The organism is Mucilaginibacter tolerans, assembly GCF_030519375.1.
Lineage (GTDB): Bacteria > Bacteroidota > Bacteroidia > Sphingobacteriales > Sphingobacteriaceae > Mucilaginibacter.
In genome coordinates this window covers 69,050-95,092 of sequence record NZ_JAUMKB010000003.1, presented here as the reverse complement: position 1 = coordinate 95,092, position 26,043 = coordinate 69,050, and the positions used below count along the sequence as shown (strand labels likewise).

Genomic DNA, 26,043 nt, shown 5'->3' with positions numbered 1-26,043 from the left:
GCTGCTGTAAAAATATTGGATTAAATGACCCGCCTATCTGTCAATATCAACAAAATTGCGACGCTGCGTAACTCCCGTGGCGGCAATAACCCCGACCTGGTACAAGTTGCCAAAGATTGCGAGCGTTTTGGTGCACAAGGTATCACCGTTCACCCGCGCCCCGATGAACGACATATTCGTTATCATGATGTTTTTGAACTGAAGAAGATAGTTACCACCGAGTTCAATATTGAAGGCAATTGCCAGGAGCAAAAGTTTATCGACCTGGTGCTGGCCAATAGACCCGAGCAAGTAACTTTAGTGCCTGATGCTTTAGGACAGATCACCTCTAATCACGGTTGGGATACGATAACCAACCAGGAGTATTTGAAAGAGATGATCAAAGTGTTTAAAGATGCTGGTATCCGCGTATCCATATTTGTCGACCCGGTGATGGAAATGGTGGGGGCAGCTGCTACAACGGGAACGGATCGTATTGAATTATACACTGAAGCTTACGCCCATCAATATCATCAAAATAAAGAACAGGCTATTGCACCTTATGTTAAGGCTGCCCAAGCCGCGCATAGAGCGGGCTTGGGCATTAATGCCGGACATGATCTTGATCTGCACAATCTGAAGTATTTTGCCGAAAATATACCTTATTTGGATGAAGTAAGTATTGGTCACGCGCTAATTTCTGATGCACTTTATTATGGATTGGAAAATACTATACAAATGTATTTAAGGCAATTAAATATTGCCTGAGCTTGAATTTTCAGAATTTAAAAATTTGTGGAATTTGACGATTGATAGTTTATTCTGTTGAATCAATAATTCGATGAATTCAGGTTCAAATCATCTGTAAAATCACTGTCACTATAAGGTTACCCGATTGTTACTCAATTTCTAAAATTGTACCTTTGCAGCAAAATTTAAGGGGACATCGAATTTCATGAAGTTGAACACAGATTATCAGGAGAAATTTCAAAACAGACACATTGCTCCGAATGCCGCTGATACGGCTCAAATGTTAAAAACGATTGGTGCAGGGTCACTTGATGAATTAATTGCACAAACAATTCCATCCAACATCAGGCTAAAAAAACCGCTCAACTTGCCACCTGCAAAAAGTGAGTTCGATTACCTGAACACGCTCCGTCAAACAGCATCAAAAAACAAAGTATTCAAGTCATTCATCGGCCAGGGATACTATGATGTGATCGTGCCGGGTGTAATTCAGCGCAATATTTTAGAGAACCCCGGATGGTATACCCAGTATACACCATACCAGGCCGAAATTGCGCAAGGGCGTTTGCAGGCGTTGCTGAATTTCCAAACCATGGTAATAGACCTGACCGGGATGGAAATTGCCAACGCATCGCTATTGGACGAAGGCACAGCCGCTGCTGAGGCGATGTTTATGCAATACAGCTTGCGCAAAAACCAGGACGCAAAGATCTTCTTTGTGTCTGACGAAGTGTTCCCGCAAACTATTGATATTTTAAAAACACGTTCTGAACCTTATGGTATCCAGATCCAAATCGGCGACCACCGCGAGGTTGAACTGAACAATAATATATTCGGAGCAATTGTACAATATCCTGCCGGTCATGGTGCGGTATACGATTACTCCGGCTTTGCTGCAAAAGCACATGAAAAGGGCATCAAACTTACCGTAGTTGCTGATATTATGAGCTTAGCCTTATTGACCCCTCCAGGCGAATGGGGCGCCGATGTGGTGGTTGGTTCAACCCAGCGTTTTGGCGTACCAATGGGCTTTGGCGGTCCGCATGCCGCTTTCTTTGCAACTAAAGAAGAATACAAACGCTCTATTCCAGGCCGTATTATCGGTGTTACTATTGACAGCGCGGGCAATTACGCTTTGCGTATGGCCTTGCAAACCCGTGAACAGCATATCCGCCGTGATAAAGCGACTTCAAACATTTGTACCGCACAGGCTTTGCTGGCTATTATGGCAGGATGCTATGCCGTGTACCATGGCCCGCAAGGTATAAAGCTGATCGCTGAGCGTATTCATGGCTTATCAGTATTGCTGGCTCAATCATTAGAGAAACTGGGCTATAAACAACTGAACCAGTCTTATTTCGATACCTTGAAATTTGATCTGGGTGAACTGGTTGGACCGCTCCATGCGGAAGCGCTGAATAACGAAATGAACCTGAACTATGAAGGTTCGGTAGTGACTATTTCAATCGACGAGACTACTTCATCAGAAGATATCAAAACCATGGTTCGCTTTTTCGCCAAAGTAAAAGGCAAAACCTTGAGTGATGTCAATTTTGATGAACTGAAAGCAAATGTAGAAACGGTCATTCCCGCCGCTTTACAACGCAAATCGGATTTTCTGACTCACGCCATATTCAATTCACATCATTCAGAGCACGAGATGCTGCGCTATATCAAATCATTGGAAACCAAAGACCTTTCTTTGTGTCATTCGATGATCGCGCTGGGCTCATGTACCATGAAGCTGAATGCAACAACCGAAATGGTACCGGTCACCTGGCCTGAATTCAGCAAGATGCACCCGTTTGCACCAGCCGATCAGGTTGGCGGTTATATGCAGCTTTTTGATGAACTGAACAACTGGTTATCAGAGATCACCGGCTTTGCAGCCATGAGTTTGCAGCCAAATGCCGGTGCCCAAGGTGAATATGCCGGTTTGATGGTGATCCGCGCTTATCATTATGACAGGGGCGAAGGTCACCGTAATATTGCTTTGATCCCTTCTTCAGCGCACGGTACCAACCCCGCTTCAGCAGCGATGGCCGGAATGAAGATATTGGTGGTGAAATGCGATGAGAACGGAAATATAGATGTTAATGATCTAAGAGAAAAAGCTGAACAGCATAAAGATGATCTTTCATGCCTTATGGTAACTTATCCATCCACGCATGGGGTGTTTGAGGAAGCTATTATTGAAGTGTGTCAGATCATTCACGAGAATGGCGGCCAGGTTTATATGGACGGTGCCAATATGAACGCGCAGGTAGGTTTAACCAGTCCCGCGAACATCGGTGCTGACGTTTGCCACCTGAACCTTCACAAAACATTCTGTATCCCACATGGCGGCGGCGGTCCGGGTATGGGGCCTATCGGTGTGGCTAAGCACCTGGTACCTTATCTGCCGGGTCATGCTGTGGTTGATATCGATCGTGGCAAATCTATCCACGCTGTTTCAGCCGCTCCATGGGGTTCCGCATCTATCCTGATCATATCCCATGCTTATATTGCTATGATGGGCGCTGAAGGCCTGACTGATGCTACCCGTTATGCTATCCTGAATGCCAACTATATCAAGAGTCGCTTAAAACATCATTACCCTGTATTATATACCGGTGCTAACGGTCGTTGTGCTCACGAAATGATCCTGGATTGTCGCTCATTTAAAGGTGCAGGCATCGAGGTGATCGATATTGCTAAACGTTTGATGGATTATGGTTTTCACGCACCAACAGTTTCGTTCCCTGTTGCTGGCACCGTAATGATTGAGCCAACTGAATCGGAACCCAAACATGAACTTGATCGTTTCTGCGATGCGATGATCGCTATCCGTCATGAAATTGATGATATTGAAAAAGGTTTGTTCGACAAAGCGAACAACCCGCTAAAGAATGCGCCTCACACTGCGGCTGTAGTTACCGGTAACGATTGGGAACATCCATACACCCGTCAAAAGGCTGCCTTCCCATTACCATATGTGGCAACTTATAAGTTCTGGCCTTCTGTTGGTCGCGTAAACGATACTTACGGCGACCGGACGCTGATCTGTTCATGCCCTCCACTTGAGGATTATGAGTTTGAGGAAAGTGTCATTGAATAATATATAGATAAGAAAATATATAAATGTGCAGATGGGACTAATTCATCTGCGCATTTCTTTATCCCTGATTCTCATCTGTTTTGGTTATGAGTTATTGTAAAAAGGCGATAAATCACACATTTTTACTTGCTTAATGATTATAATTTTACTTAACTTGTAGTAATTATTTTTAATCACGATTTTTTTTCGCTGAATTATATACTTACATAACCTTTTAGATTTTGCCCCCGTATAAAGTTACATATGATTAATACTAACGGTTCTGTAAGCATTTTGCTGGTTGATGATGATGAAATAAACAATTTCATCTCGATCAAATTGATAAAAAAGGCCCTGTTAAATACCGACATTATGGCCTGCCTGCATGGTAAATATGCAATTGATCTTTTGCTGGATATCCAGAGAAACGATCCTTCTAAATTGCCAGACTATATTTTATTGGATATCAATATGCCCATCATGAATGGATGGGAGTTTCTGGATGAGTACACTCGCTTAAATATCGATCCGTTAGGTAAATGCAAAGTGTATATTATCTCGTCATCTGTATTCAGCAATGATATTAATAAAGCCCGCTCATACCCGGTTGTGAAAGATTTTATCTCGAAACCACTCAACGTTGAGAAGATAAAAGAGCTTTTCGAAGTAGCTAACCACGTTTAGGGAGTTGCTAGGTTGTAAAGTTTAAAAGTTGGAAGGTCGACTTTTAATTTACTAACCCTTCGCCCAAACAGACACCGAAAAATCATTTCAAATTTATCCTCTTATAATACTCTGGTGACTGTAAAATGGTCATCTTCAAAACTTACATTGCCTACAGTGTTCGATTTAGCGTGGTAGAATAAGCAGGTATAATTTTCTTCAGCCGCCTTCTTTCCATATTCTTCTCGCAACTGCATAGCTTTACGGCCGTCATAATCATATTTCGCTATAAATTTTCTTAGTAACTGTTCTGGTTCCGGCAGTTCGTCACCGCCATAAAAACACTTCTGACCATTATCATTTAGCCAGAATACCTGGTGAAAGGGGCAATGCCCGCCGGATAGTTCATATTGTATGCCTGGCTTCAGTTCTCCTGAACCTTCCAGGAATTGAATCTTAACTGAGTCTTTCAACGCCTCAAATATATCCTTGTGATAGGATGACGATTTCCCCGCTAAAGCAATCTCCCATTCCCCTTTTTGAATGACGTGTGTGGCATGCGGAAAGCTGGGCTCAAGTTTCCCGCTACGCTCACCCACCAGTCCGCCAGAATGATCATAATGCAGATGCGACATGAGTACAAGTGTCACATCATCCGGATCGAAACCATAGTTGCGGATATGCTGGTGAATAAGCATTTCATCTCGGGTATCTTTGAAGCCTAACCCGGCATCAAACAGGATCAGGTCGTCAGATGTTTCGACCAAAAATGGATTGACATGGATAAATAAAGAGCCGGGACGGTCTTTAGTATTATCGGTCTGCGGATCGAAGGGTATAAATTTTTTGGAAGAATCAACAGAATAAGATCCTTCGTTTAAGGCAAAAATCTCCATATGTTTTGATGTGCGGATATTGGCACATTTCCTATCTTTACTTTTTAAAGTGCAAAGATATGGATAAACGGTGGGCGGTTCGAGAAAAGCCTGATAATGCAGATGTCATAAAATTGGCTAAAGAGCTGGGCATCGACACCGTTTTGAGTAGTTTGCTGATCCACAGGGGTATTAAGACTTATGAGGATGCCCGATATTTCTTTCGCCCTGACCTGAGGCACCTGCACGATCCCTTCCTGATGGCCGATATGGAAAAAGCCATTGAAAGGATCGAAGCAGCTATATCAAACGAAGAAAGAATACTGGTTTACGGCGATTATGACGTAGATGGCACCACAGCTGTATCATTGGTGTATAGTTTTTTTGCAAAGCTGTACGATAAGATCGAATACTATATTCCCGATCGCTACCTGGAAGGTTACGGTATATCCACCCAGGGCATCGACTATGCCGCTGACAATGGTTTCAGCCTGATCATTGCCCTGGATTGCGGCATCAAATCGGTAGATAAAATTGCTTATGCGAATAATAAGGGTGTAGATTTTGTAATATGTGATCACCACTTGCCGGGTAAAGACTTGCCTGAAGCAGTGGCCGTGCTCGATCCTAAACGTGCCGACTGTGAATATCCTTATAAAGAATTATCGGGCTGTGGAATAGGTTTTAAGCTGATACAGGCCTATGCTGAAAAGAATAGTATATCTTTTGAGGAAGTAGCTTGTTACCTCGATTTAGTAGCCATAAGTATAGCTTGCGATATCGTACACATTACCGGTGAGAACCGGGTGTTAGCTTATTTCGGTTTGCAGAAACTAAATACTGAACCTTGCATTGGTGTAAGAACCCTGATGCAGGTTGCCGGGCGTACTGGCAACTATGCGATATCGGATGTTGTGTTTGCACTTGGACCGCGCATTAATGCGGCCGGACGAATTGACGACGCCAAACATGCTGTTGAACTGTTGATTGCCTGTGATGAAAATTCAGCACTTGAAAAAGGTATGTTGATCAATGGGAAGAACGCCGAACGTAAGGAACACGATCTGTCTATCACCGATGAAGCGCTGAATATGATTGCAAATGACCAGGTGATGATTGGCAGAAAATCAACTGTTGTGTTCAATGAAAAATGGCACAAAGGAGTGATTGGTATAGTAGCATCACGACTCACAGAAAAATATTATCGCCCAACCATCGTTCTAACTCGGTCAAATGGACACGTGGCTGGTTCGGCAAGGTCGGTTTTCGGGTATGATCTGTACGAAGCATTGTGCGAGTGTAAGGATCTGCTGATCCAGTTTGGCGGGCATAAATACGCTGCAGGATTGACTTTGCATCCTGAAAATGTAGAGGCTTTTATCGCTCGTTTCGAAGAAGTAGTTTGCGCTACCATTACCGATGAACAATTGGTGCAGGAAATAAAAATAGATGGTGAATTGGAACTGAAACAGATTGATTCCAAGTTTTTCAGGATACTAAACCAGTTTGCGCCGTATGGTCCGGAGAATATGTCGCCAGTGTTTTTGAGCAGGAATGTGTATGTTAGCGGCTACGCCGGATTGGTGGGAGAGAATCACCTGAAAATGTCGGTGATACAGGAAGGGTCGCCGGCATTTGATTGTATCGCATTCGGGCAAGGCAGTTTTTTAGACGAAATAAAAAGTGGCAAGCCGTTTGATATTTGCTACCATATTGAAGAAAATATCTGGCGCGACAAGCGTTCGATACAGTTGAATGTGAAAGGCATTCGTTTGGGAAACTCTAATGCCTAAATTCTAAACTCTAAGTTTTGGAGTAGGTAATTAGAATTTAGTATTTAGATTTTAGAATTTAAACAAGAAATGATTTTAAGAGCAGAAGACCTTGTAAAAAAATATAAGCAGCGTTCGGTTGTAAATCATGTTTCATTTAATGTTTCGCAGGGCGAGATCGTAGGGCTATTAGGTCCTAATGGTGCCGGCAAAACGACCTCGTTCTACATGATTGTGGGCTTGATTAAGCCTAATGAAGGCAGAATATTCCTGGAAGACGAAGATATTACCGGCGACCCGATGTACCGCCGTGCGCAAAAGGGGATAGGCTATTTGGCGCAGGAAGCATCTGTTTTTCGTAAGCTGTCAGTTGAAGACAATATCAAGGCTGTGCTGGAAATGGGCAAAATGACTAAGGAACAGCAAAAACATAAACTCGAAGAACTGATAGATGAATTCAGTTTGCACAAGGTGCGCAAAAATCGTGGCGACCTGTTATCAGGCGGTGAACGCAGGCGTACCGAAATTGCCCGCGCACTGGCTGCCGAACCCAACTTTATATTATTAGATGAACCCTTTGCCGGTGTAGACCCTATCGCGGTTGAAGAAATACAGGCAATGGTGGCAAAACTGAGACACCGGAATATCGGTATCCTAATAACCGATCACAATGTACAGGAGACCTTGTCGATAACCGATCGCGCGTACCTGCTTTTTGAGGGCAAGATATTAGAGTCCGGCGTGCCCGAGGTGCTGGCTGAGAACGAAATGGTGAGAAAAGTGTACCTGGGAGCCAATTTCGTGTTGAAAAGGAAAACCTTCGCGTAATTATTTGTCATTAGTCATTTCGCTGCGCTGTCATTAGTCGTTGCTATGATGTATTAAAATACAGGCAAATTGCCTATATTTAAGCCAGTGACTAATAGCTAGTGACTAATGACCAATTAACCAACTTCCTATGACGCTTATTAACTCAGTGTTTACATGGTTTATAAAAAAGCGTATCCATCAGATAGAGCTTTTTATGAAGTACCCCAACGAGGTGCAGGAGGAATGGTTCGAGCAGTTGGTAGCAGGCGCTGAGAATACCGAATGGGGGCGTAAATATCATTATAAAAGCATCGAAAACCTGAACGAGTTTAAGGAGCGGGTGCCGATACAGAATTATGATACGCTGAAGCCCTACATTGAACGGATGCTGAAAGGAGAGCAGAATGTACTTTGGCCATCCGGCATCAGGTGGTTCGCCAAATCATCGGGTACGACAAGCGATCGCAGCAAATTTATACCCGTAAGCGAGGAATCATTAGAAGAGTGCCACTTTAAGGGCGGTAAGGACATGCTGACCCTTTACTTTAACAATCGCCCTAACTCCCGAATATTTACAGGTAAAACGTTGACTTTAGGGGGCAGTCACCAGGTGAGCCAGTTGAATGCCGATACTTTTTTCGGCGATCTCTCTGCGGTTTTGATGAAGAACCTGCCGCTGTGGGCCGAGTTTTTACGCACCCCGCACCTGGACATAGCTCTGCTGGAGAATTTCGAGGAGAAGATTGAAAAAATGGCATATGCTACCAAAGATGTAAATGTAACCAGCATTAGCGGCGTACCAACCTGGAATTTATTGTTATTCAAACGAATACTGGAGATCACCGGGAAAAATAACCTGTTGGAAGTATGGCCCAACCTGGAGCTATATTATCACGGCGCGGTTAGCTTTACTCCATACCGCGAACAATTCAGAAAGCTTATCCCTAAGGATGACATGCATTACCTGGAAACCTATAATGCATCAGAGGGGTTTTTCGGCATACAAGACCAGGAAGAACATGGTGATTTGCTGCTGATGCTCGATTATGGCATTTTCTATGAATTTTTGCCGCTGGAGCATCTACATGAAGAGAATCCCAAAACATTAACGCTGGATGAGGTTGAACTAAATAAAAACTATGCACTCATTATCAGTACCAATGCAGGACTTTGGCGGTATATGATAGGCGATACCGTTCGCTTCACATCGCTGGCGCCTTTCCGCATACAGATCACCGGTCGAACCAAGCATTTCATTAATGCTTTTGGCGAGGAAGTGATCATCGACAATGCAGAACGCGCTTTAGAAGAAGCCTGCGCACAGACCGGGGCCATTATCAGGGATTATACTGCCGCGCCAGTCTATTTCAACGGTGATAAAAGCGGCGCGCACGAATGGATCATCGAATTTGAAAAAAGCCCGGCTGAATTTGAACGCTTTGTAGACCTGCTGGATGGAACCCTCCGTAAGATCAACTCCGATTATGATGCTAAGCGTTTTAAAGATATGGCACTTCGCCGCCCGATAGTTCACCGTGCACAGCAGGGGACTTTCTTTAACTGGATGAAAGAAAAAGGCAAGTTAGGCGGTCAGCATAAAGTGCCACGCTTGGCAAATGACAGGGAATATATTGATTCGATATTGTTGATGATGGAGCTGGTGTAAATTGCAAAAACAATAACCCAAAACTAAATCATTCAAGCAACTCGCTTGAACAGGCGCCCAGGCTTTAATAATCCTTCTTCACCACGCCAACTTCTCCGTTGGTTTCCATGTAAATTTCTTCGGCTTCGGCAAGCCGCCCGATATTGGCTTTGAGGCGCATATCTTCTATTAACTCATCTTCGGTGATCAGGCTGGTGGCCATATTTTCTTTATTGAGTTTTCCGTCCCTGTATAGTGGGATGCTTGCCCCTTGTAAAAAATGCTTCACTATTCTACTGTGAAGACTTGCCCAGGCCAAAAGACGATGAAGCAGCACTAATGCTAAGCCACAGGCCACCGTCGGCATAAAGGCAGATGCGCCCACCACCGCCCGGCTTAGTATTGCGCCTAAAATGATGGCTATGGTGTTATCGAAAGCAGTTTTTTTGCCAAATGTACGCCTGCCACTGATCCGTAACATAAGGAGTGCGATAAAATAAATCACAACGGCGCGGTCGCACATTTGCAGTGCAGAAAGATCCTTCCCCTCGCCAAATAGTTGCTGTAATAGTTTCATAAACATTAAAACAATTTGTAGCGAATTGGTTTTGACCGGAAGTTAAAAGTAGGTTATTACAACTCCTTCCTCATACAAATACTGGTTTCCAAGTCCGAATATTGTCCATAGTTGGAAGTAATAACATAACCAAGTTTTTGATAAAGAGCGATAGCTTCGTGTTGTTTATCGCCTGTCTCTAATATAGTGTCTTTAAACCCACTTTCTTTTGCCCAACGTTCCAGTTCTGATAATATTTTATAGGCAATGCCCTGTCCGCGTTCAGTGTTCTTCACAAACATCCTTTTTATTTCTGCTGAGGTGTCATCAAATTGTTTGAAACAACCGCATCCAGCGGGGAGACCATTACTGTAGGCTATCAGTACAGTATCAATATCAATAATATGATTGTACCGATCGTAGGTAGATTGCATCAATTCGCCATACCGCTTATTTAGTTCCTTGTCCAGTAGCGTTATTAGCAAATGAAAGTCCGGGTCGGTACTGTTTGTTCTTTTCAGCAGGATATTTTGGGCAGCCATATATATTTATATCAGCCCAAAAATAAAATAAGATTAAAAAAATGCAGCAAGATCTTTATTATCTTCAGCTGAAATTTCGGTAGTGAAATTTCGGCTTAACCAATTTTTAATGCGGGTCCACACATTTGGACGTTGTATGGAGGCAGCGGATGTCGGGTTTTGATTTACAGGATCATTTGTCTGATTGTCAGCCTCACCATCTTCCTCTCCAAAATTTTCACGGATTACCAGGTCGCGGATATCTGGTACGCGGTTCACAATTTCGTCTAATTCGGTTAGTTCACTAAATGTTGCTGTACCCTCTTTCTGGCGTTTGATGAGGATATAATACCGGTCTTGTGAGAAGGTACGACGTTCCAGCTTTTTGCGGAAGTAGGACATATTCAAGTGCTTGAATATTGCACATCAAATGCAGTGCCGATATTGTAATTTGTTAATTTGCAGGTATTTAAGCCTACAATTGAATGATTTTTGTGAATCGTTTTGGTACATTTACTGTCCGCTTCCGTACGGTTCTTGAAATAAAATCAGCCGTGCTGTTGCATTCTGAGAATGCGTGTCGTAATTGATAAAAAAGAAATTTATGAGAACATATCTTTTACTAACCCTAATTGTTGTTGGTGCTTTAGCCTGTAAAAAGACCGAACCAGTGCGGCCAGGTTTGTTTGGTAAGTGGGAGATACATAGGCGCTACGGCAGTTTACTTGGATTTGATTCAACTTATACAGCCGGGAATGGCACCATTTACCAGTTTAATAGTGATAGCACCTATAAGTATTACATAAAATATAAATTGGCTTCTACCGGGACATTTCATGTCAGGCCATTAAATGCTCCGGGAATAAATCTTTCTTTAAAGCTCTATTTTGATAACGACACTTATGGTGAGCTATTTTCTTATAGCGGTACTACAATGACCATCGGAACGGCAGCTGGCGATGGCATTGCATCAGATTATATAAAGGTAGGAAACTAACGAATGATGAAAATATTTCTATTAGTTTTAGCAGTTGCGTGTTGCCTGGCTGTATGCAAAAAAGGCAGTCAATATCCCCATCTTTATTTGGCAAATGGGAGCTGCGACATAGTTACGTCACGGTGGTTTTGTTTTATATGATTCTGTTTATAAAACAGGAAATGACAACATTCTCCAGTTCGATAAGGACAGCACCTATAAGCGTTTCGAAACAAATAAATTAGTTTCGCAAGGGGTATTTCATAAACATTACAATACAGGAGATTATGGAATATTTTTTTGATAACATTACCTATGGCGACGCCTTTAGCATGAAAGGTACTACTATGTCAGTCGGTACTACAGTTGCTGATGGTGTTGTTTCAGATTGTCAAAAAAATTTCAAATTAGGCTTATTTTGATTTTAGGTATATCCGAATAGCTTCAACGCCTTCTTTTACATCATGTACCCGTAAAATGTTGGCGCCTTTAGTGAGTGCTATGGTATTCAATGCTGTAGTGCCATTCAGCGCCTCATCTGGCGTGCCCCCGGTTACATGATACACCATTCGTTTACGAGATACGCCGACAAGAATTGGCAGGCCCAATACATTAAACTCATTCAACCGGTTCATTAACGAATAATTATGGTCGGCATTTTTTGCGAAACCAAAACCAGGATCGATAATAACGTCATGGGCGCCTAACTGTTTCAATTGGTGATAGCGTATCGCAAAATAGTCCAGCACTTCAGTAAATACGTCTTTGTAGGATGCGCGCTGGTTCATATTCTGCGGGTTGCCTTTCATGTGCATTAAAATATAAGGCACTTTTAATTTGGCAACAGTGGCGAACATATTTTCATCTAATTGTCCGCCTGAGATATCATTGATGATATGTGCACCTGCTTTTACAGCAACTTCGGCAACATAGGAACGAAAGGTATCTATTGAAATAAAAGCATCCGGGTGATTAGCTGTAATTAATTCTACAACCGGCAGTAAACGGTCGATTTCCTCCTGCTCCGAAATATCTTCAGCACCCGGGCGGGATGAATAAGACCCAATGTCCAGGAAATCCGCACCATCGGCGAGCATTTTATTGGCCTGAAGCAAAGCGTCATTCAACAAGGGCTTGCGACTACCTGCATAGAACGAATCGGGCGTAATATTGATAATACCCATCACCTTCGGCACGCTTAGGTCGATCAGTTTGCCACCTGTATTTATGGTTACCTTTTTCTTAAAAAGTGTATCTTTAGCCATTATTCAGGTTAAAACGTTTAAATTGTTGAAAAGGTTAGAGTTAAATAGCCTTTGCTCATATTAATATACGAACAATTATAATTATAAAATCTACCTTGGCCAATACAGCAGCAGAATACGACGCAGTAATTGAAATTTGTAAAGGGCTTTTCATGAAGAAAACCCGTGATTACGGCACAGCATGGCGCATCCTGCGGATCGAATCCATCACCGATCAGATTTTTATCAAAGCCCAGCGCATCCGTACACTCGAAGAAAAGAAAATATCAAAAGTTGACGAGGATATCAGCAGCGAGTACATGGGTATTGTTAACTATTGTTTGATTGCCATGATGCAACTCGACTGTGGCCCCGGAACACCAACCGAACTTTCAGTAGAGCATGTGAGCGCTATGTTCGACGAAAAAGCGAATGCTACCAAGGAATTGATGTTCGCCAAAAATCATGATTACGGCGAGGCCTGGCGGGATATGCGTATCAGTTCATTAACCGACCTGATATTGATGAAGTTGCTTCGCGTGAAACAGATAGAGGACAATAAAGGGCAAACATTGGCTTCGGAAGGCGTGGTGGCCAATTACCAGGATATGCTGAACTACGCTGTTTTTGCCTTGATTAAATTGGGTGTAAAATGAAGAAACTGGTTTGGTTTTGCCGGATATTTGTCGGACTGCTGTTCATCTTCTCCGGTCTGATCAAGATCAATGACCCTCTTGGATTTTCGTATAAACTTGAAGAATATTTTGATGTTTTCCATCTCAGCTTTTTGAGCAGTTTTGCCTTGAGCATGGCCATTATTTTATGCTCGCTGGAAATCATTCTGGGTTTTGCTTTGCTGATCGGCGTCCGTGCAAAATCTGTTGCATTGGGATTGTTGCTGCTCATTATCTTTTTTGCATTTCTAACATTTTACTCGGCATATTTTAAGGTAGTGCAAACCTGCGGTTGTTTTGGTGATGCTATTCCGCTTACGCCATGGCAGTCGTTTAGTAAGGATCTTGTTCTGCTTATGCTGATCATTGTCATATTCATTAATCGTAAAACAATAGAGCCTGTATTTGACAAGAAAACAGGAGATAATTTGCTTGTAGGCTCAGCTGTTGTAGCGTTGGGAATAGGATTGTACACTTATAACTTTATGCCGGTGATCGATTTCCTGCCTTATAAAGTAGGAGCTAACATTCCAGACGAAATGAAAATCCCGCCGGGTGCGAAACCGGATGAATATCAGATTACTTACAATCTGAAAAATAAGAAAACCGGGGACACTAAGGTGATGACCGACAAAGAGTACCTGGCAAGTAATATCTGGAAGGATAACAACTGGTCGGTTGTAGGCACACCTGAAAATAAACTGATAAAAAAAGGTTATGAGCCGCCAATAAAAGATCTTTCAATACAGGATGCTCAAGGAAATAACTACACCAATGAGTTATTATCAAATCCATATAATAGTTTCATTGTTGTTGCATACGACCTGAATCATACCAATGTTGAGGCGATTGGCAAGTTAAATGCAATGGCTGCAAACTTGATTCGTGACTTTAATACGCGCACGATAATGTTGACCTCAAATTCAGCAAAAGATGCGGAAGCATTTGCAAAAAAGAATCATCTTGTGATGGAAATATTTTACGCCGATGAGGTTCCACTGAAATCGGTGGTGCGTGCCAATCCGGGCGTGTTGCTAATGAAGAATGGTGTGATCTTAAATAAATGGCATTATCATTCGGTGCCGAAATATGAAGATTTGGTAAAGCAGTATTTTCAGAAGTAAAAATGCTATGATCGGCTACATTCTCCGCAAGTTGAGTTATGGGCTGGCAGTGATGCTGGGGATAGTAGTTGTGGTATTTTTTCTGTTCAATGTTTTGCCTGTCGATCCAGCCAGGATGACCCAGGGGCAGCGCGCCGATGTACAGTCGCTGCAAGCAGTGCGTAAAGAGTTTGGTCTCGATAAACCTGTCCCGGTGCAATTTATTTATTACCTGAATGATCTTTCACCTGTTGCCGTTCATGCACGAAACGAGGAGGAACGCCAACGTTACCATTACGTTTCCCTGATACCTATTTCGAAAGAAAAAACTATCGCACTCAAATGGCCTTATTTGCGACGGTCGTATCAAACCCGTAAAGATGTGGCCTCTCTACTATTGGGCGTAATTCCCAACACACTGATTCTGGCTACAACTGCCATGCTTTTTGCCATTGTAATTGGTGTTTTTCTGGGGATATTGAGTGCAGTGCATCAGAATACATGGATTGACAGAGCAGCATTAACTTTCTCCACCCTGGGTATATCAGCACCTTCATTTTTTGCAGGAATTATTATCGCATGGATATTTGGCTTTGTCCTCAATAAATACACAGGGCTAAACATGTCAGGAAGCTTATATAGCTACGACCCGTTCAGAGGGGAGATCGTTACCTGGCGTAACCTGGTGTTGCCGATGATCACTCTTGGACTTCGTCCATTAGCAATTATTGTACAATTGACCCGCAGCGCCATGCTGGATGTATTAGGGCAGGACTATATTCGTACAGCAAGAGCTAAAGGCTTAGGCGAACACACCATCATTTATCGCCATGCACTGAAAAATGCGCTTAACCCGGTTATTACTGCTATTGCCAACTGGTTTGCTTCGCTGCTGGCAGGCTCGTTCTTTGTAGAATATGTATTTGGTTACAATGGATTAGGGAAAGCAACGGTGGATGCACTGGAAATGTCGGACTTTCCGGTGGTGATGGGCTCCATTTTATTTATTGCTTTTATATTTGTCGTGATCAATATCCTGGTGGACGTGCTGTACGTTTGGATAGATCCACGGGTTAAGTTGACTTAATTTTTATGAAGATATTTTTGATTGGGTTTATGGGCAGCGGCAAAACTACATTGGGCCGCAAACTGGCGAGCAGGTTGGGATATGAATTTATCGACCTTGACCATAAACTGGAGCAGCAGGTAGAATTAAGTATAGCCGAATATTTCCAGATCTTCGGCGAGGATGCGTTCCGTAAACTGGAATCGGAAGTGTTGAAGAAGACACTATATCCGGATAACGCAATAATCTCGACAGGAGGCGGCTTGCCTTGTTATTTTGACAATATGGACTGGATGAAAGCCAATGGCAAATCCGTTTATATTAAGTTGAGTCCAAAAACTTTAGCCGACCGCCTTGAAACAGGGAAAGAAGAACGGCCATTATTGCAGGACAAACATGGCGACGCGCTGGTGGATTTTATAGAGCAAAAGCTGGGTGAGCGTGAAAAGTTTTATTCGCAGGCCAATATTATTGTCGACGGTTTGAGTTTGACTGCGGAGAAATTGGAACAAGTGATAGCAGTAAGTTGATACTTATCTCAGATAAACCGCGTCCTCTTTTCCATCTTCGTTTAGGATCACATCCACATGCTCTTTTAATACTGTTGAAAGCGCTATACCAGCATAATCGGTGGTTACCGGGAAGCTTTTGTGATTACGGTCGACCAGCACCACTGTTCTCAATTTCTTCAACGGAACATCAAGGAAAACGCCGAAACCGTAAGCTAAGGTCTTTCCGCTGTTCAGTACGTCATCAACAATAATGACCACTTTATTGTGGCATACCTGGATATCAGTATCAGTTTTGGCCCTCAGGCTGCTGCTTTGCTTTTCCAGCTCAATGGTTATCAGCGTACTTTTGAACGGCGCAATTTTGTCCAGAATTTGCTTCAACCGCTCGGCTAAATAATTGCCACGGGGTAATATACCTGCAATGACAATCTCTTCTTCGTCAAAATTATCTTCCAGCAATTGATAGGCAATCCGGTCAATCTTTTGCTCTATCTGGTGCTGGTTTAATATGAGGATTTTCTTTTCCATGTTAATGTGGTAATGTTGTAAAGTTGGAATGTTAATCTGCCTTTAAACACATTGTAAAGATAAACTCAACTTTACAACATTCAAACTTTACAACTTTAAAACAGTGTTAACCTTTTTTATAAGGATAATATACAAAGTTAGCACCTTCGGGTACGATCACGAACAGGCACATAAAATCGTGCGGGTTTTTATATGATTTGGTAAAGCGCTCCTTCAGCTCCTTTTTAATGATACCCTTTTCAATAAACTCCTCAAGGGTGGATGCATTGATGCTCCATTCCATATTCAAATCGTCGCGGTCGAGGATAAGTTCACCCAGTTTCACGATATGCTGATAGGCAATAAAGATAGGGTAGCCGGACAGGCCCTCTACCATGATCTCGATAGCTACTTCATGTATCGACTCGCTGTAAATTTTAAGGTCTCTTTCTAAACTTAACAGCGGACTTTCTTTTTTCTTTTCCTCGTTGCTATTTTCGTTAAGCAGTTCTTCCGGATCCATTATTTGAAAACGCTAATCTCTAAATACTAAACTCTAAACTCTAAACTCTAATGGCTGATTAACTGATCACTTACTTTTCAGTCTTAATAATACCACATTCTCCACATGCTGCGTGTGGGGGAACATATCAACCGGCTGTATTTTTTCTATGTCGTACTTTTCTTTTAATACCAGCAAATCGCGGGCCTGTGTGGAGGGGTTGCAGCTTACGTAGACGATCTTCTCAGCTTCAATTTCCATTAGTCGTGCGACAACATCGGCGTGCATACCCGCGCGGGGGGGATCGGTAATGATCACATCGGGCTTGCCATGCTCGGCTACGAAGTCTGCATTCAATACATCTTTCATGTCGCCCGCATAAAATTTGGTATTGGTAATATTGTTAATAGCCGAATTGATCTTGGCATCTTCAATAGCCGTCGGCACATACTCTACCCCAACTACTTCTTTAACATTACCTGCTACAAAATTGGCAATTGTTCCAGCGCCTGTATATAGATCATAAACCAATTCGTCGCCCTTAAATCCGGCAAATTCGCGGGTTATCTGGTATAATTTATAAGCTTGCACAGAATTGGTTTGATAAAACGATTTTGGACCGATACGGAAGCGAATGCCTTCCATTTCCTCGTAAATATATTCCGTTCCGCGTTTTACCAATATCTCCTGGTCAAAAATGGTATCGTTTTTTTTCTGGTTGATGATATATAATAACGATGTGATCTGAGGGAACTCATAATCGATCAAATTCATCAGTGAATTGATCTCGTCGTCACTTGCATAAGCAAAAACCACGATCACCATTAATTCACTTGTGGACGAAGTGCGGATGATCAGATTTCGTAAAGCTCCTGCATGCTGTTTCAGATCATAAAAACTGATATTGTGTTTCTTGGCAAATTCACGAACCTTGTTGCGGATATCGTTCGATGGATCAGCCTGCAGATAGCAGTGATGTACATCCAGAATTTTATCAAAACGACCCGGAATGTGAAAGCCTAGTGCGTCCATATCTACAGGTTCATCTGTACGGTTTTCACCATCGTTCAACCAGCGTTTATTGGAAAAAGTAAATTCCAGTTTATTACGATAGTATTTATCCTCAGGTGATGGTACTATAGGCAGCATATCGCTAACATCGATTTTTGCCAGGTGGCTTAAGGCACTGGCTACAGTTTTTTGTTTAAACTGTAATTGCGCATCATAAGTCATATGCTGCCATTTGCAGCCTCCACAGGTGCCAAAATGCTCGCAGAACGCTTCCGTACGATAGCCTGACGCTTGTTTAAGCTGGATGATCTTTCCTTCGCCAAAGTTTTTCTTTTTGCGGTATACTTGCACGTCCGCTATATCCCCTGGCACAGCCTTGTCGACAAAAAGCACAAAATCATTGGTTTTCCCTACACCCTTGCCTTCCTCAGCAATATCGATAATAGAAACATCCTCAAAAACAAGATTATTAGCAGTTTTATTCATCAGGCTGCAAAGGTACGGTTTTATCGTTGAAAGGTTGGAATGTTGTAAAGTTCGAGGGGCGTAAAAAGCTTATTTAGTTAAGGATAGAGGCAACGAAGACCTTCACAAAGTGCACAGAGTTCTTTGGGCAAATGAATGCCCTTCATCCTTAGAAAATGATAAAACACAGTAGCAACAGATCAAATAAACAAGTTCGCAATAGCTTCCCAAAAATCGTCGCTTTCTACGCTTTCCATATCGGCTATATCGAACTGTTCATCTATCTGCTCAGAAAAATTGATTAATTCCTCGCTCATGGTAAATAGCTGTTAATTCTGCTAATATAAATTATTTGTACCAAAAACCAAAATGGTATTTTGATTATTTTTTGGGTAATAATTCATTTACCCAAATAGGGAATCTGACCATTACAGAAAGAATTAATAAAATAGGCAACGAGAAAGAAAACCAGTAACCCAAAGCAAATAGTCGCTCTCTAAAAATTTGACTATTGCTGGTATTAAAACCAATATCAATTATCCATGCCAATGTGTACAAGAGATTGGCAACTCCCATCATAATTAAATAACCGAATCCTTGAAACGCTATCTCAAAAATCGTTTCCTAAAACTCCTCATGAGGCCCAATTAGGAAAGGGCCAAGACTACAATAAAGAATAAATGCAATGAATCCGGCGATAACTAATCCCTTATTATATTGACATCTTTTGGACCACCACCATTGTTTAGACGTCATTTTAAACTAATTGAACTTGTACTGAATTTGTTATCTTTCTCAATGTCCTTAGGTATTTGTGCTCCATCTTCCTTGAATACAAATCAAAACTATTGCCCCCGGCTTTAAATAATTTCCGGTGCGCAATCCATACCAATGTAGCGGTCATATAAAAGAAGTTTTTATACACAACCCGTCGCCAGGCTTTTGAGAAATTGCTTTTGCCTTCGTAAATAATTGCTAGTCGTTCGGTTTGAAAGGTGATATGATAAGCTTCGTCAATCAGGATATCATTGCATATTTGTTTTAGCAGTTCGCAATGGGTAGCATCCTTTAGTGCCTGATAAAATATCTGCGCTGTACTTTCAACTACGATCACAGCCAATGTCCATATCTCCATATTAGTATTGAAATACCTTACTCGCCGGAACAAACTGTCGCCCCAGTTTTTAGTTACCCGTGGCTGACCGATCCGATCGAGATATAGTCCCAGGTTATTGCCATGCTTCTGCTCTTCTTTTATAAAGAGTTTCACTGCTTCGATATAGGGCAGGTCGCCTATTGCATGTGCATATTTAGTCGACGCCGCTATCAGGTGTTTGCCTTCGGATGTTTCGCCTAATTGCCATGCTTGCAACGATGGCAGGATGGTGCATATCTCTTCCGGGGTAATATGGGGTTTCAAAGCCCAGTTAACTCTTTTTTCGAGTGCATTTGCCTTGAAATGCCCTATCCAGCAATTGCTGTTTTTCATGATTTTATTGAAGGTAAAAGGGATTGGCAACTTTTAAAGGCTGCCAATCCCGTATTTGGTTAGTTATTGCCAGTTGATCTTTCTTGAGAAATACATCAGGGTTGCCACCACAAGGAATAGCGCGACACTGCCAACCAGCAGCGCAAGGTCTTCCAACTGGATGATGACATATATAAATGCATAAAACAAGCTGAGGATCAAGCCGAACAGGCCGGTGGTTTTCATGCTCTTAATGAGCGATTTTAAAAAGGCAGCAACCAAAATTACGGTTGCTGCCGAAGCGATAAGGTAGGCGAAAGTGAATCCTACTTGCTCCGAAAACGAGAGTAGCAGGGTATAATAAACGATCATGGCGGCGCCGATGAGCACGTAGTTAAATACATGGATACGGTGTTTGCTGATCATCTCGGTCAGGAACAATGAGATAAAGGTGAGCATGATAATCAGGATAGCGTATTTGCTGCTGCGGGTGGTTTTTTGGTACTGGTCAACTGGCAGGCGCAGTTTTACGCCGAAGGTTGCATCATCGGCCTTTTTAGTCTTTAACACATTCAGGTCATCCACCCATTGCTGCGGAAATGGGCGGTTATAATACAGCATGCGCCATTTTGCATCGAATGTATTAGCCTTGGTGTCGATCTTGCGCGTATCGGGCAAATACCGGCCGTCAAAGCTCGGACTGCCCCAGTTGCCTTTCACCGTCACATCGGTGGTTTTTCCCAAATGCAAAAAGCTAAGCTCATTACTCCCCTTCAGGTCAAGATCAAATTCAAAGGAAATAGTTTTATCCATCATCCCAGCTAAGTTGACCGCCACCTGCAGACCATTGCTGAATACGGTATCGCCGAAAGCTGGTTCGGCAGTAGCAGTTTGTCCCGCTATCTTTAACTGAGGATTGGTTTTCAAGCCTTTCAGGTCACTGATACTGAACATTAATTTGGCTTTTTCCGGCATCAGTTGGTCCGTTGTTATCGAAAGTGCACTGAGATCGACTTTTGTAAAGTTTCCCGATACCTTAATAGTGCCATTGTAGACCACTACCTCGAATATGCCCCGATGTAAGATGTCGGGACTAACGTTTGCATTGTAATCGAGCTCGTTGGGCAGCAGGAACAGGTTATTGGTGACTTCTTTAGTCACTTCTCTTCCTGAATTATCGGTTTCTTTTATTTGCTTTTTATAAGGGATAACTAGCACCGGACCCTGTACCAGTTGTTCGCCTGAGTATTGATCGGATACCTGTTTCTCGGTCTCGTCCTGACGAAGTGATCGTTCCTGTATCAGGTTCTGTACCAATGTTGAGGGGATAAGTAATAAAATAACAAGCAGGCCAATGAAAGCCAGCTTAACAGTTACCGACTCCTTGAGCCAGTACAGAAATCCTTGTGGTTGTGGTTGTTCGGTCATCATTTTATTTTAATGAAAGTACTTTGTATTTCAAAGTTTGTGGGTAAAAAAATTTAAGTAAGCTTTTGTTGTTTTATCAGTTGTTCTAATGTATTTAAATGATCTTTAAATGCCTGTTTGCCTTTGGCTGTGGCTTCGTAATTGGTGTTTGGTTTACGCCCCAGGAAACTTTTGTGTACCACTATGTATTCTTCTTTTTCCAATGCTTTCAAATGCGAGGCCAGGTTACCGTCGGTAATGTTCAGTAAATCTTTGAGCGAGTTAAAATCGTAGCGGTCATTAGCCGCCAGCACGCTCATGATCTGTAACCTTACACGGTTCTCAAATGCTTTATCAAGTTTGTCAAAGGCTATCTTCACTTATCGTATTTTAAGTACATCATGCTGCCGTAGACGATATGCAGCACTCCAAAACCAATGGCCCAAAATAGTAATCCGTATCCGGGTAAACAAGCAGCAATGAGTCCGAGTATAATTTCCAATATGCCCAGGTATTTTACGTCGCTAAAAGTAAAGTTGCTGGCGCTGATCAATGACAAGCCGTAAAAGATCAGTGTGGATGGTGTAACGATGCCATAATAACCACGGCTAAGCAGGATCAGGATTAATAAACCACCCGTCACCAATGGCGTAGCCATATGAAATAGCAGCGTCTGGCTAATCTTACCCCAGATAGCCTGCCCTTTACGTTTAGCCTGGCGGCTGCTTAAAATAAAACCGGTAATTAACGAGGCCACCAAAACAGCAACCGCTATGATAAGCAGGTAGGTGATGGTTTCGGGATAGGTGCCAACCGATAAGGAGTCATAAATTCTTATAGGGCCTTTATAGATCAGTCGGTATGCCAGGTAGGCGCCAATCAAGGCATAAATACCTGCCAGTATGCCCGACAAGCCGCTTAGAGAAATAAATTTGGAGGAGCGTTCCATGATGTTGCGTATGGACGCCAGCTCGTTTCGTATGTCTTTTTCTTCCATTGAAAAGCACTTTGTAATTCAAAGTAAATAAAAGAATTTTATATATGCAAATTGAGAGGTCAATATAAATTCGAAATTTTAAATCCGATATTCGAAATCTATACGGTCAACGCCGCTTTTACCAAATAAGGCAATATCTCTTTCTGAAAGGAAACAAAGTTTTTGCGAACGTCGGAGTCGCTTACGGAAGTAAAAGCAAAGCTAAAGACAATATTCTTACTGCATTTGATGAGGAAGCGGATGCGCTGCATGGAGTTTTCCTGTTTGCGAATCCCGCTTATTTGCATAAAAGAACTGACCAGCATTTCTTCCAGTTCGTTTGAAAGATTTTTCAGAAAATCCTGTGAGTTGGCTGATTCGCGGATAAAATCCCAGCCAATAAATTCGTTGCAAACAGTATAGGAGAGGCGACAGGTTTTCATGATGAGATTGCTCAGGTGTGTTTCCTCATCAATTTCAGGGGTATTGCTATTGATCAGTTCGTCAACACTGGATTTGATATAATCCATCAGCAACACATGCAAAACCGCCTCTTTACTATCAAAGTACTTATAAATAGTGGCTTTGGCAATCTTGGCCTTTTTGGCTATCTCGTTAACACTGGTTTTATGATAACCGAATTTACGGAATAACTCCTGTGCCGCTCTTTTTATACTTTCTTTTATTTTATCAGCTTCCATGTATCAATTAGATACAAATATCTCAAAATTACTCACATTTACGTTATAGGCGCGTAATGCTCTTGTGGCTGGCGCTTTTACAGGCGTGCCATCGGCCAGGGAGAATTTTGATCCGCTGCAGGGATCAGTGCAGGTAAGTGAGTTGCCGTCCAACGTAACAGCGCATCTTTTCCCGGGCTGATAGCTGCTACAGGCATCGTAAGCAGCGTAAGTTAGATCGGGCTCACGGTAAATGATCAGTCCGGCTACGCCATAGCCTTGTATGATTATTGCGCCCCCCGGACTTTTTAATGCCGCTAAACGTGGGTCATCCACAGCAGCCTGAAAATTTACTGCTACGCTCGGGATCGCATCACCGCTCTTGCCACATGAAAGGAAGCTCAGAGAGATGACAGCCAGCAGGAAAATTTTTCGGATCATATGATCTCTGTTTGGAATTGTTTGAGAAAGCGAACGTCGTTTTCAGAGAATAAACGTAAATCGCGTATCACATATTTTAAATTAGTGATCCTTTCTATCCCCATTCCAAAGGCAAAGCCGGTATATTTTTTACTGTCAATGTTGCAATTCTCCAAAACGTTCGGGTCAACCAAGCCGCAGCCTAATATTTCTACCCAGCCGGTGTATTTGCACATATTACAGCCAGAACCGCCACAGATGGTGCAACTAATGTCCATTTCCGCAGACGGCTCAGTGAATGGGAAATATGACGGCCTGAAACGCACTTTGGTGCCTTCTCCATATAACTCCTGTACGAAGTGATATAAGGTCTGCTTCAGATCAGCAAAAGATACATTCTCATCGATATATAAGCCCTCTACCTGGTGGAAGAAGCAATGAGCACGTGCAGATATGGCCTCGTTTCGATAAACACGTCCTGGCATAATGGCGCGGAAAGGCGGTTTGCCATTCTCCATCATGCGCACCTGAACGGATGAGGTATGCGTACGTAGTGCAATATCATCCTTGCCATTGTTCTTTTTGATAAAGAAGGTATCCTGCATATCGCGTGCGGGGTGTTCTTCAGGAAAGTTCAAAGCAGAGAAATTATGCCAGTCGTCTTCAATCTCAGGTCCTTCAGCAACCACAAAACCAAGGCGTTTGAAAATATCGATAATCTCCATCCTTGTTAATGATAGCGGGTGACGCGAGCCAACCTCGAAACCTTCGCCTGGTAAAGTAAGGTCGAGTTCTGAATCCTGGGGCTTAAGTCCTGAGTCGAAAGTCTCTTTTAGTTCAGCATATTTTGTTTCAGCCAGTTGTTTGAATTGGTTCAGCACCTTGCCATAAGTACGCTTTTCTTCTGGTCCGACACTCTTGAACTGATCGAACAGGTCCTTTATAATACCCTTGGTTCCTAAAAATTTAATACGGAAGGTTTCCAAATCCGCTGCACTAGCCGGTGAAAAAGCGTTGATCTCGCCTGTATATTGATCTATTTGTTCCTGCATTATAATGTGCTGTTCTTTCGATGCCAATTTTTGGCATTTTGCAAATTTACTTAATTACTCCCAGTTCTTTACCCACTTTGGTAAATGCTGCGATTGCTTTGTCCAGATGCTCTTGTTCATGAGCCGCAGATATCTGCACCCTGATGCGTGCCTTGCCTTGTGGAACCACCGGATAGTAGAACCCGATCACATAAATACCTTCCTCCAGCATTTTTGCTGCAAAATCCTGTGATAGTTTGGCGTCGTACAGCATAACAGGTACGATAGGGTGCACACCCGGTCTGATATCGAAGCCTGCTTCAGTCATTTTGCTACGGAAGTATTGGGTGTTCCGTTCCAGTTTATCACGAAGCTCAGTGGTTTCACTCAATAAGTTTAATACCGCGATAGATGCCCCGGTAATCGATGGCGCCAATGTATTCGAGAACAAGTATGGCCTTGAGCGCTGTCTTAGCATTTCAATAATCTCTTTACGCCCCGAAGTAAACCCACCAGACGCGCCACCCAGCGCTTTACCCAAAGTGCCGGTGATGATATCGATCTTACCCATCACATTATGATGCTCATGCGTACCACGGCCAGTTTTTCCCATGAAACCCGAACAGTGGCTTTCATCAATCATCACCAATGAATTATATTTTTCAGCCAGTTCGCATATTTTATCCAGTTGTGCTATCGTACCATCCATACTGAATGCCCCATCGGTTACAATAATACGGTGACGACAGCTTTGCGTTGCCTTTAGCTTTTCTTCCAGGTCGGCCATATCATCATGTTTGTAGCGCTGGCGCTGTGCCTTGCATAAACGCACGCCGTCGATGATTGAAGCGTGGTTCAACTCATCCGAAATAATCGCATCCTGTTCATTAAACAATGGCTCGAACACCCCGCCGTTGGCATCAAAAGCGGCTGCATAAAGAATGGTATCTTCGGTGCCCAGAAATTCGGCTACTTTGGCTTCCAGTTGTTTGTGTATATCCTGTGTGCCGCAGATAAACCGCACCGACGACATGCCGTAACCATGTGTATCCAACGTTTCCTTCGCCGCCTGTATCACTTTAGGGTGACTGGATAATCCCAGATAGTTGTTAGCACAAAAATTGATTACTTTCTTGCCACCCTGTACCGTAATATCGGCACCCTGGGGAGATGTAATGATGCGTTCTCTCTTATATAATCCGGCTTCTTCAATTGCCGCGAGTTCCTGCTCCAACACAGGCTTCAGGGTAGTATACATAGTATGTAATTATTGAGGCGGTAAAATTAAGCATTAACCTGCAAATTATTCAGAACAATGCAAACGGTTGCGTATTCGGTGTTCACATGCACATAT

General features: G+C 42.7%; 27 protein-coding genes. 11 read left to right on the top strand and 16 right to left on the bottom strand.

From position 1 onward, the window contains the following. Nucleotides 1-24: 24 nt before the first annotated feature. The 3 genes from Q3A68_RS05130 to Q3A68_RS05120 all read left to right on the top strand — a co-directional run bounded on the left by Q3A68_RS05130 (nucleotide 25) and on the right by Q3A68_RS05120 (nucleotide 4,489). On the top strand, nucleotides 25-747 hold the full coding sequence (locus Q3A68_RS05130) for a pyridoxine 5'-phosphate synthase (protein WP_302899981.1): 723 nt from the start codon (nucleotides 25-27) through the stop codon (nucleotides 745-747). A 187-nt stretch (nucleotides 748-934) separates the two neighbouring features. After that, entirely contained in the window at nucleotides 935-3,826 is a 2,892-nt protein-coding gene (gene gcvP, locus Q3A68_RS05125; protein WP_302899980.1) for an aminomethyl-transferring glycine dehydrogenase, read from the top strand. 243 nt (nucleotides 3,827-4,069) lie between these two features. Beyond that, complete coding sequence (locus Q3A68_RS05120; RefSeq protein ID WP_302899979.1) at nucleotides 4,070-4,489, top strand: response regulator; 420 nt, start codon at nucleotides 4,070-4,072, stop codon at nucleotides 4,487-4,489. Between the two features lie 101 nt (nucleotides 4,490-4,590). On the opposite strand, the gene Q3A68_RS05115 is transcribed toward Q3A68_RS05120, so the two are convergent. After that, nucleotides 4,591-5,364, bottom strand: a complete 774-nt coding sequence (locus tag Q3A68_RS05115; RefSeq protein WP_302899978.1) for an MBL fold metallo-hydrolase — start codon at nucleotides 5,362-5,364, stop codon at nucleotides 4,591-4,593. 59 nt (nucleotides 5,365-5,423) lie between these two features. On the opposite strand from Q3A68_RS05115, the gene recJ reads away from it, so the two are divergent. From recJ to Q3A68_RS05100, 3 genes are all read left to right on the top strand, one after another. Beyond that, on the top strand, nucleotides 5,424-7,136 hold the full coding sequence (recJ, locus tag Q3A68_RS05110; RefSeq protein ID WP_302899977.1) for a single-stranded-DNA-specific exonuclease RecJ: 1,713 nt from the start codon (nucleotides 5,424-5,426) through the stop codon (nucleotides 7,134-7,136). Between the two features lie 69 nt (nucleotides 7,137-7,205). Further along, a complete protein-coding gene (lptB, locus tag Q3A68_RS05105; RefSeq protein ID WP_302899976.1) occupies nucleotides 7,206-7,943 on the top strand; it encodes an LPS export ABC transporter ATP-binding protein in 738 nt (245 codons plus the stop codon). A gap of 130 nt (nucleotides 7,944-8,073) precedes the next feature. Then, nucleotides 8,074-9,591 (top strand): GH3 auxin-responsive promoter family protein, encoded by a 1,518-nt coding sequence (locus Q3A68_RS05100; RefSeq protein ID WP_302899975.1) that lies wholly within the window; start codon nucleotides 8,074-8,076, stop codon nucleotides 9,589-9,591. Nucleotides 9,592-9,655: 64 nt separating this feature from the next. On the opposite strand, the gene Q3A68_RS05095 is transcribed toward Q3A68_RS05100, so the two are convergent. Genes Q3A68_RS05095 through Q3A68_RS05085 form a run of 3 tightly spaced genes read right to left on the bottom strand, consistent with a single transcriptional unit; the run spans nucleotide 9,656 to nucleotide 11,049 of the window. Continuing rightward, the gene (locus tag Q3A68_RS05095; protein ID WP_302899974.1) at nucleotides 9,656-10,147 is read right to left on the bottom strand and encodes a DUF421 domain-containing protein; all 492 of its coding nucleotides are present in this window, start codon (nucleotides 10,145-10,147) and stop codon (nucleotides 9,656-9,658) included. A 56-nt stretch (nucleotides 10,148-10,203) separates the two neighbouring features. Then, nucleotides 10,204-10,668: a GNAT family N-acetyltransferase gene (locus Q3A68_RS05090; RefSeq protein ID WP_302899973.1), complete on the bottom strand. Its 465-nt coding sequence runs from the start codon at nucleotides 10,666-10,668 to the stop codon at nucleotides 10,204-10,206. Nucleotides 10,669-10,701: 33 nt separating this feature from the next. Then, complete coding sequence (locus tag Q3A68_RS05085) at nucleotides 10,702-11,049, bottom strand: hypothetical protein (RefSeq protein ID WP_302899972.1); 348 nt, start codon at nucleotides 11,047-11,049, stop codon at nucleotides 10,702-10,704. A 202-nt stretch (nucleotides 11,050-11,251) separates the two neighbouring features. On the opposite strand from Q3A68_RS05085, the gene Q3A68_RS05080 reads away from it, so the two are divergent. Then, nucleotides 11,252-11,644 carry a hypothetical protein gene (locus Q3A68_RS05080; protein WP_302899971.1) on the top strand — a complete coding sequence of 131 codons (393 nt, stop codon included), beginning with the start codon at nucleotides 11,252-11,254 and terminating at the stop codon, nucleotides 11,642-11,644. A gap of 392 nt (nucleotides 11,645-12,036) precedes the next feature. Here the strand turns inward: Q3A68_RS05080 and folP are convergent, their stop codons facing one another. Further along, nucleotides 12,037-12,888 carry a dihydropteroate synthase gene (gene folP, locus Q3A68_RS05075; protein WP_302899970.1) on the bottom strand — a complete coding sequence of 284 codons (852 nt, stop codon included), beginning with the start codon at nucleotides 12,886-12,888 and terminating at the stop codon, nucleotides 12,037-12,039. Between the two features lie 152 nt (nucleotides 12,889-13,040). Here folP and Q3A68_RS05070 point away from each other — a divergent pair, with 152 nt between their 5' ends. From Q3A68_RS05070 to Q3A68_RS05055, 4 genes are read left to right on the top strand one after another with little or no spacing between them, the layout of a single operon-like run. Beyond that, a complete protein-coding gene (locus tag Q3A68_RS05070; RefSeq protein WP_302899969.1) occupies nucleotides 13,041-13,523 on the top strand; it encodes a DUF1599 domain-containing protein in 483 nt (160 codons plus the stop codon). Beyond that, nucleotides 13,520-14,665 carry a BT_3928 family protein gene (locus Q3A68_RS05065; RefSeq protein WP_302899968.1) on the top strand — a complete coding sequence of 382 codons (1,146 nt, stop codon included), beginning with the start codon at nucleotides 13,520-13,522 and terminating at the stop codon, nucleotides 14,663-14,665. Before Q3A68_RS05070 ends, Q3A68_RS05065 begins: the two co-directional genes overlap by 4 nt. Before the next feature lie 7 nt (nucleotides 14,666-14,672). After that, entirely contained in the window at nucleotides 14,673-15,731 is a 1,059-nt protein-coding gene (locus tag Q3A68_RS05060) for an ABC transporter permease (RefSeq protein ID WP_302899967.1), read from the top strand. 5 nt (nucleotides 15,732-15,736) lie between these two features. Further along, nucleotides 15,737-16,240: a shikimate kinase gene (locus Q3A68_RS05055; RefSeq protein ID WP_302899966.1), complete on the top strand. Its 504-nt coding sequence runs from the start codon at nucleotides 15,737-15,739 to the stop codon at nucleotides 16,238-16,240. A gap of 3 nt (nucleotides 16,241-16,243) precedes the next feature. Here Q3A68_RS05055 and Q3A68_RS05050 read toward each other — a convergent pair whose 3' ends face one another. The 11 genes from Q3A68_RS05050 to kbl form a co-directional block, all read right to left on the bottom strand. Beyond that, nucleotides 16,244-16,750, bottom strand: coding sequence for a phosphoribosyltransferase family protein (locus tag Q3A68_RS05050; RefSeq protein WP_302899965.1), 507 nt, complete (start codon nucleotides 16,748-16,750; stop codon nucleotides 16,244-16,246). 106 nt (nucleotides 16,751-16,856) lie between these two features. Then, complete coding sequence (locus Q3A68_RS05045; protein WP_302899964.1) at nucleotides 16,857-17,252, bottom strand: hypothetical protein; 396 nt, start codon at nucleotides 17,250-17,252, stop codon at nucleotides 16,857-16,859. A gap of 66 nt (nucleotides 17,253-17,318) precedes the next feature. Then, nucleotides 17,319-18,728 (bottom strand): 23S rRNA (uracil(1939)-C(5))-methyltransferase RlmD, encoded by a 1,410-nt coding sequence (gene rlmD, locus Q3A68_RS05040; protein ID WP_302899963.1) that lies wholly within the window; start codon nucleotides 18,726-18,728, stop codon nucleotides 17,319-17,321. 736 nt (nucleotides 18,729-19,464) lie between these two features. Further along, nucleotides 19,465-20,196 carry a ferritin-like domain-containing protein gene (locus tag Q3A68_RS05035; protein ID WP_302899962.1) on the bottom strand — a complete coding sequence of 244 codons (732 nt, stop codon included), beginning with the start codon at nucleotides 20,194-20,196 and terminating at the stop codon, nucleotides 19,465-19,467. Nucleotides 20,197-20,259: 63 nt separating this feature from the next. Continuing rightward, nucleotides 20,260-21,606: a cell envelope integrity protein CreD gene (gene creD, locus Q3A68_RS05030; RefSeq protein ID WP_302899961.1), complete on the bottom strand. Its 1,347-nt coding sequence runs from the start codon at nucleotides 21,604-21,606 to the stop codon at nucleotides 20,260-20,262. Nucleotides 21,607-21,656: 50 nt separating this feature from the next. Next, the gene (locus Q3A68_RS05025) at nucleotides 21,657-21,962 is read right to left on the bottom strand and encodes a winged helix-turn-helix domain-containing protein (protein WP_302899960.1); all 306 of its coding nucleotides are present in this window, start codon (nucleotides 21,960-21,962) and stop codon (nucleotides 21,657-21,659) included. Then, entirely contained in the window at nucleotides 21,959-22,579 is a 621-nt protein-coding gene (locus Q3A68_RS05020) for a hypothetical protein (protein WP_302899959.1), read from the bottom strand. The genes Q3A68_RS05025 and Q3A68_RS05020 overlap by 4 nt, the downstream gene beginning before the upstream one ends. Before the next feature lie 98 nt (nucleotides 22,580-22,677). Then, nucleotides 22,678-23,259 (bottom strand): TetR/AcrR family transcriptional regulator, encoded by a 582-nt coding sequence (locus tag Q3A68_RS05015; protein WP_302899958.1) that lies wholly within the window; start codon nucleotides 23,257-23,259, stop codon nucleotides 22,678-22,680. A 3-nt stretch (nucleotides 23,260-23,262) separates the two neighbouring features. Continuing rightward, entirely contained in the window at nucleotides 23,263-23,679 is a 417-nt protein-coding gene (locus tag Q3A68_RS05010; protein ID WP_302899957.1) for a Rieske (2Fe-2S) protein, read from the bottom strand. Next, complete coding sequence (gene pheS, locus Q3A68_RS05005) at nucleotides 23,676-24,710, bottom strand: phenylalanine--tRNA ligase subunit alpha (RefSeq protein WP_302900270.1); 1,035 nt, start codon at nucleotides 24,708-24,710, stop codon at nucleotides 23,676-23,678. Before pheS ends, Q3A68_RS05010 begins: the two co-directional genes overlap by 4 nt. A gap of 46 nt (nucleotides 24,711-24,756) precedes the next feature. Next, complete coding sequence (kbl, locus tag Q3A68_RS05000) at nucleotides 24,757-25,947, bottom strand: glycine C-acetyltransferase (RefSeq protein WP_302899956.1); 1,191 nt, start codon at nucleotides 25,945-25,947, stop codon at nucleotides 24,757-24,759. Nucleotides 25,948-26,043: the final 96 nt, after the last annotated feature.